9 protein-coding genes are annotated in these 13717 nt (G+C 69.2%); 1 reads left to right on the forward strand and 8 read right to left on the reverse strand.

Features of this window, described 5'->3' with window-relative positions; translation table 11 throughout:
- Nucleotides 1-49: 49 nt before the first annotated feature.
- Nucleotides 50-2833, reverse strand: a complete 2784-nt coding sequence (gene ppc, locus LW840_RS02965) for a phosphoenolpyruvate carboxylase (RefSeq protein ID WP_291276386.1) — start codon at nucleotides 2831-2833, stop codon at nucleotides 50-52.
- A gap of 74 nt (nucleotides 2834-2907) precedes the next feature.
- Complete coding sequence (locus LW840_RS02970; protein ID WP_291276406.1) at nucleotides 2908-3900, reverse strand: glycerophosphodiester phosphodiesterase; 993 nt, start codon at nucleotides 3898-3900, stop codon at nucleotides 2908-2910.
- 198 nt (nucleotides 3901-4098) lie between these two features.
- On the opposite strand from LW840_RS02970, the gene LW840_RS02975 reads away from it, so the two are divergent.
- Nucleotides 4099-4767 (forward strand): ankyrin repeat domain-containing protein, encoded by a 669-nt coding sequence (locus LW840_RS02975; protein WP_291266067.1) that lies wholly within the window; start codon nucleotides 4099-4101, stop codon nucleotides 4765-4767.
- A 21-nt stretch (nucleotides 4768-4788) separates the two neighbouring features.
- On the opposite strand, the gene LW840_RS02980 is transcribed toward LW840_RS02975, so the two are convergent.
- From LW840_RS02980 to LW840_RS03005, 6 genes are all read right to left on the reverse strand, one after another.
- Nucleotides 4789-7899 (reverse strand): efflux RND transporter permease subunit, encoded by a 3111-nt coding sequence (locus LW840_RS02980; RefSeq protein WP_291266066.1) that lies wholly within the window; start codon nucleotides 7897-7899, stop codon nucleotides 4789-4791.
- Nucleotides 7896-9071 carry an efflux RND transporter periplasmic adaptor subunit gene (locus LW840_RS02985; RefSeq protein WP_291276387.1) on the reverse strand — a complete coding sequence of 392 codons (1176 nt, stop codon included), beginning with the start codon at nucleotides 9069-9071 and terminating at the stop codon, nucleotides 7896-7898. The genes LW840_RS02980 and LW840_RS02985 overlap by 4 nt, the downstream gene beginning before the upstream one ends.
- A gap of 13 nt (nucleotides 9072-9084) precedes the next feature.
- Entirely contained in the window at nucleotides 9085-10413 is a 1329-nt protein-coding gene (locus tag LW840_RS02990) for a TolC family protein (protein ID WP_291266064.1), read from the reverse strand.
- A 156-nt stretch (nucleotides 10414-10569) separates the two neighbouring features.
- On the reverse strand, nucleotides 10570-11223 hold the full coding sequence (locus LW840_RS02995) for a TetR/AcrR family transcriptional regulator (RefSeq protein ID WP_291266063.1): 654 nt from the start codon (nucleotides 11221-11223) through the stop codon (nucleotides 10570-10572).
- Between the two features lie 181 nt (nucleotides 11224-11404).
- Nucleotides 11405-12667 carry an MFS transporter gene (locus tag LW840_RS03000; RefSeq protein WP_291266062.1) on the reverse strand — a complete coding sequence of 421 codons (1263 nt, stop codon included), beginning with the start codon at nucleotides 12665-12667 and terminating at the stop codon, nucleotides 11405-11407.
- On the reverse strand, nucleotides 12668-13717 hold the full coding sequence (locus LW840_RS03005; RefSeq protein WP_291266061.1) for an NAD-dependent epimerase/dehydratase family protein: 1050 nt from the start codon (nucleotides 13715-13717) through the stop codon (nucleotides 12668-12670).

Consider the following 13717-nt stretch of genomic DNA (forward strand, 5'->3'; position numbering starts at 1 on the left):
GGGACGGTGTTCGCCGCAGCAGGGCGAGCGCCGTCCCCCGTTTTCGCCTTCAGCCGGAATTCCTGAGCCCCGCGGCAATGCCGTTGATGGTGATGTGGATGCCACGTCGCACGAACGCGTCGGCCGCCCCTCCCGCCTCGGCGGTTTCCCGATGCCGCTGCAGCAGCGCGATCTGCAGGTGATTGAGCGGGTCCATGTAGGGAAAGCGGTTCGCGATCGAGCGGGCCAGCAGGGGATTGTCCGCGAGCAGCTGGTCGGTGCCCGTGATCAGGCGCAACGCGTCCCGGGTGCGCCGCCACTCGGCCTCGATGGCGCCGAAGATGCCGCGCCGCAGCGCCTCATCACGGACCAGCTCGGCGTAGCGCGACGCCACGCGCAGGTCACTCTTGGCCAGCACCATGTCCACGTTGCTGAGCAGGGTGCGGAAAAACGGCCAGTGGCGCGCCATGCGCTGCAGCACGGCCAGGCCGTCGGCCTGCTCCTCCAGCCATTCGGTGACCGCCGTGCCCACCCCGTACCACCCCGGCAGCATGCACCGGCACTGCGCCCACGAGAACACCCACGGAATGGCGCGCAGGTCCTCGATGCGATCGCCCGGCTTCCGGCTCGCCGGCCGGCTGCCAATGTTGAGCGTCGCGATCTCGGCCAGCGGGGTACTCTCGCGGAAGTACTGCGAGAAGCCCGGTGTGTCGTACACGAGCGCGCGATAGGCGCGATAGGCCTTGGCCGACAACTGCTCCATGACCGGATGAAAGGTGGCCGCGCGATGGGCCTGGTTCTCGTGGTCGGTGAGCGTAGCCTCGATCGTGGCCGCCACCAGCAACTCGAGGTTGCGGCGCCCCACGTCGGGAGCGGCATACTTGCTCGCGATCACCTCCCCCTGCTCGGTGAGCCGGATCTGCCCGGTCACGGCCCCCGCGGGCTGCGCGAGAATGGCCTCGTAGCTGGGGCCTCCGCCACGCCCGACGCTGCCGCCGCGCCCGTGGAAGAAGCGCAGGCGGACCCCCGCGTCGGTCGCCACGCGCATGAGCTCGAGTTCGGCGCGGTACAGCTCCCAGCCGCTCGTGAGAAAACCGCCGTCCTTGTTGCTGTCGCTGTAGCCCAGCATCACTTCCTGCCGGTCCGCGCATGAGCGCACGAGCGCACGATAGGCCGGCAGCGCGAAGGCGGCCGCCATCGTGGCGCCGGCGCGCTGCAAGTCGCTGATCGTCTCGAAGAGCGGAATGATGTGCAAGCCGAGGGTGGGCACCTCACCGCCCGTGACCAATCCCGCCTCCTTGAGCAGCAGCGCCACCTCCAGCAGATCCGAGACCCCATCGCACTTCGAGATGATGTAGCGGGGCAACGCCGCCGCACCGTAGCGCGCACGCCACTCGCGCAGCGCAAACACGATGGCCAGCTCGCCGCGGGCCTCGTCCGAGTAGGTGAGATACGGGGAGTGCAGCGGGCGGGCGTTCACCAGCTCGCCCGCCAGCAGCGTCACGCGCTCTGCCTCGGAGAGCGCGGCATAGTCGGCACACACACCGGCCCGCGCCAGCAGCTCCGCCACCACCCGCTCGTGCACATCGGCGTTCTGTCGCACGTCGAGCGGTGCCAGGTGGAACCCGAACACCGCGACGGCCGTGAGCAGGTGCCGCAGGCGTCCGCTCGCCAGCAAGGGCAGGCCCGTGTGCACCAGGGCGTCGTGCACCACCTGCAGGTCGGCGCGCAGGGCGTCGGGTGCCTCGTATGGCGCTGCATCCCCCAGCGCCGCGCGCGTGGGCGGGGGCAGCTCCAGCCGATGCATGGTGGCCACCAGGCGCGCGTACACGCCGCTCAAGGCACGCCGGTACGGCTCATCCAGGCGCTGCACCGACCGATCGGGTGAGGCGGCGGCAAGCGCATTGAGCGACGGCGTAGCCGGATGCAGGACGCTGGAGATGCTCAGCACCCCACCCAGCGCGTGCACTTCCTCGAGGTAGAAGTCGAACACCGCTGCCGCCTGCAACCGCAGGGTGTCGCGCAGGATGTCGGCCGTGACGAACGGATTGCCGTCGCGGTCGCCGCCGATCCAACTGCCCACCTGCAGGAAGGTACCGAACTCACCCGCGTCGTGCGGGAACCGCTCCGCGAGGAGTGCGGCGGCATGCGCGTACAGGCGCGGGACTTCCGTGAAGAAGGTGGTGCGAAAATAGGCAATGCCGTTCTTTACCTCATCGAGCACCCGCAATCGCTCCCCGCGCACCAGACGGGTGTGCCAGAGGGTGAGCACCTGACGCTGCAAGGCCCGATCGTGCTCCGCCTGCTCTTCGGGGGTGAGCGCCAGCCGATCGCGCGCCGTGAGCAGGTCCGCAATGCGCTGCATGGCCACCTGTGTGCTCTGCCGCTGCACTTCGGTGGGGTGGGCGGTGAGCACCGGCATGACCAGACCCTGCGCGAAGAACTCGCGCAGTCTGGCGAACGCCACCTCGTCGCGGCCCAGAGCCCGGCGGACGGCATCGATCGCGAACGCGAGCGAGCCCTGGCGGGGCGGCGAGCCCTCGCGCGCATGGGCACGGCGCCGGCGGGCCCGATGGGTATCCTCGGCGATGTTGGCCAGCTGCAGAAAGTAGGCGAAGGCCCGCACCACGCTGAGCATGACGCGCGGTGGCAACCCGTCCAGCAGGGCATGCAGCACCGCCCGGTCCTCGGCGCGGCCGTCGCGCGCAAAGCGCACGGCCGCCTGCCGCGTCTGCTCCACCAGCCCGAAGGTGTCGTCGCCCTCCTGCTCGCGGATCGCGTCACCCAACAGTCGGCCCAGCTCGCGAATGTCATCGCGGAGCGGGCGATCCTTGTCATCGCGGTCGTCCGTCATGCGCCCAAGCTGCGCTCGGGCCTGTACGCCCGCAACGCACGCCACCGGTGTTCAGTGCGACGTGCGTGCCCGGCTCAGCGCCGCGTCGGCGCCAGATCGAGCCCGCGCGCCACCACGTCGGGGAAGTCGCCAAAGATGCCGTCCACCCCGAGCCGCACCATTTCGCGCACCTCCGCGACCGGGTCGCCACCGTACCGGGCGGCCAGAAAGACCGGCTCCGACCGCAGCGTCCACACGTGCACCTTGAGTCCGGCATCGTGTGCGTCGCGAATCACACGGGAGGGGACCGCCGCCGAGTCCGGTGCCACCACCAGTCGCTGGTTCACCCCCACCCCGTCGGCGAAGGTGGCAATGTCCCGCAGGCGGGCCGGCGTGAGCGCCCGCTCGCTCACGAGATACACCAGCCGCACGCGCGTCTGGCCGCGCAGCGCCCGCAGGTTGCCGTCCTCGAAGCTCTGGATGTAGACCGGGGCATCGCGACGGTCGAGCCCGCGCGCCCGCAGCGAGGCCAGCAGCGCCGGTTCGAGCGGCAGTCCGATGGCGCGATGGTAGCTGGGGTGCTTGGTCTCGGGGTAGACCCCCACGACCCGCCCGCGGGCGCGCCCCAGCGAATCGGCCAGCGCCAGCACCTCGTCGAAGGTGGGAATGGGGAACTGCCCATCGTAGGCGTGCGACCGGAACGACAACCGTTCCCTGGCCCGCAGCATGCGCAACTCGGCGAGCGTGAAGTCCTCGGTGAACCACCCGGTCATGGTGTCGCCGTCCACCACCTTGCGGGTGCGCCGCTCGGGAAACTTCGAGGCGACATCGGTGGTGCCCCCGATCTCGTTTTCGTGACGCGCCACCAGCACCCCGTCTTTCGTGCTCACGAGATCGGGCTCGATGAAGTCCGCGCCCATCTCCACGGCCAGCGTGTACGCGGCCACCGTGTGCTCGGGACGGTGCCCGCTGGCCCCCCGGTGCGCAATGATGATGGGGCGATCCGTCGGCACGGGCTGGAGCGCGGGACGCATGCACGCCGTGGCGGCAAGCAGGACGGCGAAGCACAGGGCGCGGCGTGGCGGCATCACAGGCGGGAGACGAGAGGGACGCGGGAGAAAGAACCAGCGGACGGCCGGCCCTGCACGGTACTGCGTGGCGAGACGGGCTGCAGGGGCGTGGGCGAATTGATGGCCACTTTTTACCGGCTCGTCACGCGTCCCCCGTCTCCGACGGTGCGTTCGCCCGCCATTGACGGCGCCGCAGGCGCCCCGCAGGATAGTCCCATGATCCCCGTCGCCCCCGAGTCGTTGCTGGCCGCGATCCGCGCCAACGATCAGTTGGCCGTCGTACGCCTGCTGGACGAGGACGCCAGCCGGGCCGGCATGCGGGCGAGTGGCGGCGAGTCGCTGGTGCTGCACGCCGCGTATGTGGGGGCGCTCGCCCTCGTGCCGCTGCTGCTGCGCGGGCGCCCGCTCGACGCCTGCGAGGCGGCGGCCCTTGGTGATGTGGCAGCGCTGCGGGCCGCCATCGAGAATGACGATGACGCCCGGGTGCGCCGCAGCAGCGACGGCTGGACCCCGCTGCACCTCGCCGCGTTCTTCGGCCGCGACGACGCCGTAGCGCTGCTCATTGACCACGGCGCGCCGCTCGACGCCCACGCCACGAACGCCACGCGCAACACGCCACTGCACGCGGCGCTGGCCGGCGCCACCAGGCCCGGCATCGTGCGGCGCCTCATCCTGGCCGGCGCCGACGTCGAGGCGCGTGGCGCCGGCAACATCACCCCGCTCCACCTCGCAGCGTCGCGGGGTGATGAGGCCCTGTGCGATCTCCTGCTGGCACGTGGCGCCGACCCGCTGGCCAGCATGGAAGACGGGACGACGCCCGGCGCACTGGCCACGGCGCGTGGCTTCGGGGCATTGGGCGACCGTCTCGCCATGCTCGCCAAGTGAGCCCCCACCGCACGCGGCCGGCTAGGCCACGTGCGGCTCGATCGTGGCAGACAGCGGGATCGACGCCGAGGCTGACGCCTCCTCATCGTCGAGCGCCGGCGCCAGCAGCTTGTACAAGACAGGGGTGACGAGGCGGGCAATGAGCGTGCTGCTCACGAGCCCGCCAATGATGACCCAGGCCAGCGGCGAGTACAGTCCACTGCCCTGAAACGCCAGCGGGAGCAGCCCACCGATGGCCGTGAAGGTGGTCAGGACGATGGGCAGGAAGCGCACTTCACCGGCGCGCTGGATCGCCTCGTCCAGCGCCACGCCTTCGCGGCGCAGCTGGTCGGTGAAATCCACGAGCAGGATACTCGTCTTGATTTCGATGCCCACGAGCGCCACGAAGCCGATCATGGCCGTGAAGCTCAGCGTGTACCCGCTGCACAGCAGGGCCACGATGCCCCCCACGACCCCGAGCGGGATCACGCTCGCCACCACCAGCGTCGTACGGAAGTCGCGGAACTCGAGCACGAGGATGGCGAGGATGGCAAACACCGCCACTACCACGGCCCCGCCAATCCCTCCGAAGCTCTCCTCCCGGCTTTCGATCTCCCCGGCCGGCACGAGCCTGTAGCCCGTGGGCAAGGGAATGGCCTCCAGCTTCTCGATGACCTCGCGGGTGACCGCATCGGTGTTGTAGCCCGACTGCACGTAGCTGGTCACCGTGACGGCGCGCTGCCGGTCCCGCCGGTCGATGGACGTGGGCGAGGAGGCGAAGCGCACCTGCGCGATCTGGGCGAGCGGCACCATGGACCCGGTCATGCTGCTCACGAAGATGCGCTCGAGGGCATCGGGCGCCGGACGTCCCTCGTGCGCCATGCGCACCACGATCGGATACTCGTCACCGTTGTCGGCGCGGATCTTCCCCGCCTCGAGACCGGCAATGCCCAGCCGCAGCGTGCGCTCCACTTCGGCACTGGGGACCCCCAGCAGCCCCGCCTTCTGCTTGTCCACGACGAGGCGGAGATCGGACCGGCGCAGGCGCACGGGATTGTTCACGTACTGGGTACCGGCCGTCTCCTTGAACACCGTCTCGTACTGCGCGGCAATGCGCGCCAGCGTGTCGAGGTCCGTGCCTTCCACCCGCATCGCGATGGGCGCGTCGATGGGCGGACCGTTCACGAACTCCTTGAGTTCGATGCGCGCGCCGGGATACAGCGCCAGCAGGGTGCGCAGCGAGTCGAGCGTGCGCGGTGTCCGCTCCTCGTGATAGGCGTTGAGCAGCACCAGCAACTGCCCGCGGTTCGGGGCCTCGGCTCGCTGAAACACATTGTAGTAGACCTCGGGATTGTCCTTGCCCACGTTGGCAAAGACCCCACGCGTGTTGGCGTCCTGCATGACCACCTGCTCGGCATAGCGCACGGCCGCGTCGGTCTCCGCGAGCGACGTGCCTTCGGGCATGGTGATGTCCACGTGGTACTGCGGGGTACCGGCCTTGGGGAAGAGCGAGAAGCCCACCAGCGGCACGAGCCCCATGGCGGCAACCACGAGTGCGAACGACGCCACCAACGTGGCCCGCGGCCACGCCATGGCGCGGCGCAGCAGCGGCGCGTAGCTCCGCTTGATCCCGCCATCGAGCCACTGCAGCACCACGTTGCCATCGGCGTGCTCGTGGCGCGGCATGAGGCGACTGGCCAGCCACGGAATGATGGTGAGCGAGACCACCAGCGACGCCAGCACCGCGTACACCACCGCCAGTGGCAACGACCGGATGTAGCGTCCCGACAGCCCGGGGAGGAACAGCAGCGGCACGAAGGCAAAGATGAGGGTGCCGGTGGCGCCGAGCACCGCAACGCCGATCTGCCTGGTGGCTTCGATGGCGGCCTGCGTACGCGAGTACCCCTCGCGCAGGAACCGGGCGATGTTCTCGACCACCACGATGGAGTCGTCCACGAGCAGCCCGAGGGCGATGACGAAGCCCACGATGGACAGCTGGTTGATCGAGTAGCCGGTCGCGTAGAGCAGCATCACCGCGATGGCGAGCGACGTGGGAATGGAGATCATCACGATGAGGCTGGCGCGGGTCCCCAGCGGCAGCAGCGTGAGCAGCACCAGACCGATGGCGATGGCGAAGTCCCAGCCCAGGCGCGAGAGACGCGCGTTGACGTTCGCGGACTGGTCGAATCCGCGCGCCAGGGACATGCCGGGCGGCAGGGTGGGTTCGAAGGCGTCGAGCACCTCCCACGCCCGGTCGCGCACCTCGGCGATGTTGCGCCCCTTCTGCACCGCGGCGGTCACGAAGAGCGCCCGCTGCCCGTTGTAGCGCCCCACGTGCACCGCGTCCCCGTCGTTCCACTGCACGGTGGCCACATCCTGCACCCGCACGACGGCACCGTCACGGCCCCCCACCACGGTGCGCCCCACCTCATCGGCGGTGCGATACCGGCCCAGCGTGGCCACGTTGTACCGCCGAGTGCCCACATCCACGGAGCCGCCGGGGATCTGCGTGTTGTCGCTCCCGAGCGCCTGCAGCACCTGCGCGGGCGTCAGGCGCAGCTGCGCCAGCCGACCAAGATCGAGGGTCACCTGCATTTCCCGCGGTGGGGCCGCCCAGCGGTCGGCCTGCTTCACTCCCGGAACGCGCTCGAGCGCGTCCTCGAGGCGCTTGGCCACGTCGTCCATGCGGGCGTACGGCACCGAGGGCGCCACGAGCGCCAGCTGCAGCACGGCCAGATCGCTGTTCTCGTTGCGCTGCACCTCGAGTCGCTGCAGGGCCGCCGGCAGCATGGGGCGCAGCGCGTTGACCTCACGGATGACCTGATCGTACTTGCGGTCCGCATCGACTTCGGATTCGAACTCCACGCGAATCACGGTGAGGCCATCGGAGCTGGTGCTCTGGAGGTTCTTGAGATCCTCCAGCGTCCGCAGCTGCCGCTCGAGCGGCTCGGTGACCAGCTGCTCCATGTCTTCCGGGCTCGCGCCGGGATATACGGCCACCGCCGTGAAGATGGGAATGGGGAAATCGGGATCCTCGGCGCGGGCGATGTTCATCCAGCTCACGGCGCCGAGGGCGGCGAACATGGCGAAGATGAGCACCGTGAACTGCCACCGCCGGACGGAGAATTCGGTGAGGGCGCTCAGCGGGTTCACGGGGTGCGCCTCCCGGCGGCCGCAGTGAGCAGGGCCGCGCGGGCCGTCGTCGAGGCGGTGATGCTGTCGAGGAACGGCGTGGTGATGATGCGCACCGGCACCCCGGCGGTGACGTACGTGGCGCCGCGGGTAATGACGCGGGCCTCGGGGGCGAGCCCGTTGATGTGCACCTGATCTCCGGAGAGCGCGCCCACCGCCACCCGCTGGGGCGCAGCCACGGGCGCCCCGGCGCTGTCGACGCGAATGGTGTATACGGTGGCGGAGTCGCGATCGGCCTCGAGCAGGGCATCCACCGGAATGCGCATGGCCACCTGCTTCCCCTTCACGGCGATGCGGAGCTGACCCACCAGGCCGCTCGGCAGGGCATCGGCGCCGGTGAGTGACACCTCCACGGCGTAGGTGCCGGTGCGCGGATCGGCGGCGCGTCCCACGAGGATGACTTTGCCTTCGAAACGTGCCCGTGGCAGGGCGTCGAAGTGGGCCGTGGCCGCATCTCCCACCCGGATGCGCAGGGCATCGCGGTCGGGTACGCCGGCGCGCAGGACGCGGCCGCGGCGCGTTCCGCCCATGGTCATCACCGTGGTGCCGGGGCCGACGGTGCTGCCGGGAGCAACCTCACGGCGCAGTACGATGCCGGCCTCCGGTGCGGTGATGACGGCGTAGTCCCGGTTCACGCGGGCCGTCGCCAGATCGGCGCGCGCGGCGTCGAGTGCCGAGGTGGCATCCTGCAGCTGGGCCAGCGTGGCAACGCTGTCGGCCGCCAGGCGCTGCACCCGTGCCTGATCACGCTGGGCCTTGTCGGTGGCCACCTGCGCCTTGGCCACGGCGGCGTCGATCTCACGCAGGTCGAGCGAGGCGAGGATCTGGCCACGCTGCACGGTGGCGCCTTCGTCCACGAGCACGCGGGTAACGACCCCACCGATCTTGAAGGCCAGCGGAATCTCGTCGCGCGATTCGAAGGTGCCGGTGGCGGTCACCACCGCCATGGAGTCGCCGGGGTTGAGCGTCGCGACGGTGACCGGGACGGGGGCGGCGCGCAGCGTCGGCGCATCGGTGGCCGCCGTGTCGCCGGTGCGGCCGCAGGCGGCGAGCAGAGGCGCGACGAGCAGGAGCGGGGTCCGGGGGAAGCGGGCGGGCAACGCCATGGCGGGGGTCCGGGTTGAAGGGCGCATGGTCTGTATTGGCTCAGTTGGGAAGCGCACGCAGGGCGGCGGCGCGCTCGAGTTCCACCACACGGGAGGCGTAGGCGAAGCGGCTGATGACGCGGTTGAGCGCGGCGGCGGTGGCACTCGAGCGGGCGCCGAAGAACTCCACCTGCGTGGCCAGCCCTTCCGCGAAGCGACGCTGCACGAGGGCGAAGGCGCGTTCGGCCGAGGCGGCACGATCATCAGCCGCCGCCAGCATGGCCCGGGCGGCGGTGACCGCGTCCACGGCATTGCGCACTTGCACGCTCACCGCGCGGACCGCTTCGCGCTGCCGGTATTGCGCCTCCACGCGCGTGGCCTGGGCCTGCTCCCGCCGTGCCGCGTCCTGGGTGCCATTGAAGACGTTCCACGAGAGTACGAGCGAGGCAATCCCCACGTCGTTGTCGCGGTCGAATCGATAGCGGTTGCCCTGCACGCCGTAGCTGGCGGCGAGGCCGACGTTCGGCAGAAACGCCGCCGCGGCGGCCCGTTCCTGCGCACGGGCGATGGCGATGCCACTCGCACTTTGCGCAAGCTCCTCGCGGCGTTGCAGCGCCGCCGCCACGAGGACGTCGCCGTCGGTGAGGCCGGCGGCGAGCATGGTGCTGTCGTCCACGAGGGCGATGGGCGCCTCGTCGGCGGCATTGCGCAGCAGGTTGAATCCGCGGCGTGCGGCATCACGCTGCCGCCGGGTGTCTTCCAGCTGCTGCTGCAGTTCGCTGCGTTCGGCGCGCGCGCGCAGGAGCACATCCGGGGTGGCCTGTCCGTTGGCAATGAGGCGCTCGCTCACCCGGAGGTTTTCGTCGAGCACCGGCACGGTGGCCTCGAGCGTTTCGACGGCGCGGACGGCGGTCGCGTACCCCAGCCACGCCTGCTGCACATCGGCGGCGAGTTGCCGCATGGCGGCGCGCCGCGCACTACCCACCAGATCCCGCTGGGCCCGCGCCGCGGCGCGGGCGGCAAAGAGCGCGTCGTTGAAGACCGGCAGCTGCAGCTCGAGCCTGGTCTCCTGCCGGAACGGCAACGTGGCGGCGACATCGGTGGGGAAGCGCTGTTGTCCCAGCAGCTGATTGAGCGCGCCGTAGGCCGGATTGATGAAGTCGCCGATGTTCACGACCCCGCTGAACTCCGAGTAGCGGGCGTTGAGGCCCAGCGACGGCAGGAGGCGACCGTTGGCTTCGCGCATTCCGGCGTCGGCGCGACGAAGTGCTTCCCGCTGCTGCGCGAGCGAGAGGTTCTCGCGGAGCGCCTCATTGACGTAGCCGTCGAGCAGCTCACGCGCGGTGCCAGACTGCTGAGCAGCCACCGGCGTGGCGGCGAGCGCTGCCATCAGGGGAGCGGCGAGCAGCGCCACGACAGGTGCCGTGAGCCACGGACGACATGACCTCGGTTTGTTGGTGAACATCGCTATTTGGACTAACAGTGTTAGGTCAACGAGCCGAAAGAAAGGCGCCGAAGCGCCCGGAGAGCAACAAGAACTGGTCGGTCAGCGCGGGTATCGAACGGCGCCCTTGATGAGCGTATCGCACATGGTGCGCACCGTGAGCCGCGGGTCGTTAAGCACGATGTGCGGGTCGTGACAGTGCGTATACCAGAGGGCGATCACGCCGTGGATGCCGCCCCAGAACATCTGGGCGAGTTCGACGGGGTCGGTAAGCTCCGGCCGGTACAGGCCTTTGGCGATGCCTTCCTGGACCGTGGCGAACAGGAACTGGTAGGCATCCTCATCGGGCATCTTGAATCCGTTTCCTTGGGCATCAATACGCTCATGATTTAATGGTGTCATGAACATGAATCGATACTGGCTTGTATTCTCCATAGCGAAGTCCGTATAGGCCATGCCCATGGCACGGAGGCGCTCGACTGGGTTCTCGATGCGCCCGATACTGTACATCGCCTGGCCGAGCGCCGAAAAGTCGGCCATGCACAGCTCGACGATGAGCGCGTCCTTGTCGCGGAAATGATGGTAGATGGCCGTGGGGGTGTAGCCGATCTTTGCCGCGATGGCCCGCATGGTGGTGGCTTCGACACCCTCCGTCACGAACAGCTCGCGCGCCGCGTCGAGGATGGCCTGACGCGTTTCGGCCTTCTGCCGTTCCCGGCGGGCCAGCGATGCGGTGCGGATGACGGAGGTGGTCACAAGCGGAAGAGTACGGCATTCACCTAACGCTGTCAAGTCAATTCGAATAGGGGACTCCCGGACGTCGGAGGCCCTGCCGACGTGGCCCCTCGGGCCTCGAACCTCCGAGGACTTCTGTTTTCCGATTTCTGGTATGCTTCGGACCTCCGACCTCCGACCTCCGAAGACACCCGCCCCCGCCCTATCCCCGTTCCATTCGGCTGTTCCGCCGCCCCAGCCACAGCGCCACCCCCAGCCAGAGGAAGCTCATGGGCGCCGCCATCAGCGAAATCGTCCCCGCTGCCAATCCGGCTGTCGACAGCCCCGCGTACGACCACGCCCCGATCTGATCGCCGCCGCGGTACACGAACGTATCGATGAAATTCTTGGCCTTGTACCGGTCCTCGGGAGGCACCACGGTGAACAGCACCTCGCGCGCCGGTCGCCCGAAGGCGTACTCCCCGGCCCGCCGCAACACCTGGAAGAGCACGAACACCGTGAGGGTACCCCAGGTCCCCAGCGCGACGAAGCCCACCAGGCTCAGCACCGGCATGATCGCGAGGGTGGCGCCAACCCCCAGCCACTTGATGACCCGGCCGGTCACGAACAGCTGCGCCAGTATGGTGAGGCTCTGCACCACCGTGTCGATGGTGGCGAGAAAGGCCGTGCGGGCCTCGCGATCGGCGTAGCGCGCCCCCACGATCTCCGCCTGCTGGAAGTACAGCACCGTGGACCCGATCGTGAAGAGCAGCATGTAGGCGCAGATGCCCAGCAGATAGGGACTCGTGAGCACGTGGGTAATTCCCGCCAGCGACGAGCCGCCCACCGATTCGTCGGCCGCGTCACGCGCCCGCGTATCGTCGCGGAAGCTCGGCGGGAATCGCCTGGCGGCCTGCACGGCACACTCGAGCAGTACCACACTCATTACCATGAGCACCGGCGTGCCCACCGCCTGCGCCAGTCGCGATGTGAGGAATGCCCCGGCAAGCGCGCCCAGGGTGCCGCCCACACTGATGAAGCCGAACAGCCGCTTCCCCTGCTCAGGGCGGAAGCTGTCCGCCATGAACCCCCAGAACACCGAGGGGATGAACAGCGAGTAGATGCTGGTGAGGATCCAGAACGCCGGACCGAGGTACGGCTCCCACGTCACCGGTCCGTACTTGATGATGGCCGCGAAACCCAGCAGCAGCGCAATGAAGATGCGGTAGACGATGGGGATGAAGCGCCGCACCGGCAGCCGCGCCACGATGGCCGAATACACCGGATTCATGGCCAGCGTGGTGAGCAGCGTGCCGGTGAACAACCACGGCAACTTGTCGGTGCCCGCTGCCACGCCCGCCGCGTCGCGCACCGCCCGCAGGATGAAGTAGCTGGCGAGCGCGAAGAAGAAGTACGTGGCGGCGAGCAGGGTGGCCCGCTCTTCGCCCGGCTCGACCGTGCCGAGCCGAGAGAGAAAGCGCTTCACTCAGCGACCAGCTCTGGCGCGCCACTCCGCCAGCACCTGTTGCTCCTTCTCCGGGGCAAGGCCGGCCTTGAGCTGCGCCTGTCGTTCGGGCGACTGCTGGTGGAAGTACGTCAGCGTGTCGCGCGCCGTCTGGGCGAGCGGCCGGAAGGTGAGCCCCGCCTGCACCGCCTTGCTGATGTTCATGCGCGCCCACCCGGCACTGTTGCCGCGGGGCGGCATCCACACCGGCAGATCGGCGTACGGGCGCAGCTTGCGCGCGAGCAGGAAGTCGGCGTCCACCCAGGTGAAGCGGGTGTCGCTGGTGGTCACCGCCTTGCAGCCGTACAGCATCTCGCTCATGGTGAGGCCGTACTGCGGGCCCACCACGTTGTAGGTCCCGGTGGCGTCGGCTTCGCACAGCCGCACGATGAACTCGGTGAGGTCCCGCTGATCAATGAAGGCCACGGGATCGTCGGGGGTGCCCGGCGCCAGCATCTCGCCCCCCTGCTCCACGCGAATGGGCCAGTACGAGAAGCGATCCGTGAGATCGCCCGGGCCCACGATGAGCCCCGGGCGCACGATGAGCGTCTTGTTCTCGCCGAAGGTGGCCTTCGCGTCCATCTCGCCGCGCACCTTCCGCTCGCCGTAGCTGGCATCCTTCTCGGTGGCGTCGGGGGCCGACGGCGCGTTGAGCTGATCGACATCGGCTTCACTGATGCCGATCTTCCCCCGGTTCTTGTAGGTGCTGAGGGTACTCACGAACACGTACTTGCCCACGTTCGGCGCCAGGACGGCGCCGGCCTCACGCACCCAGCGCGGCACCTGCACCGGGTTGTCGATCACCACATCCCACGTGCGACCGTCCAGTGCCTTGTAGCCGCCCGGCGCGTTGCGGTCACCAATGAGCTTTTCGACCTTGGGGAACAGCGTCGGGTTCGTGACGCCACGATTGAACAGCGTCACGGTGTGGCCGCGCGAGAGCGCGTACTCCACCTGGTGCGGGCCAATAAACCCCGTGCCACCGAGGATGAGAATGCGCAGCGGCTTGATGGGCGTGTTGTGGACAGCCAT

It is taken from the genome of Gemmatimonas sp. (assembly GCF_021298855.1).
In the GTDB taxonomy this organism is placed as follows: domain Bacteria; phylum Gemmatimonadota; class Gemmatimonadetes; order Gemmatimonadales; family Gemmatimonadaceae; genus Gemmatimonas.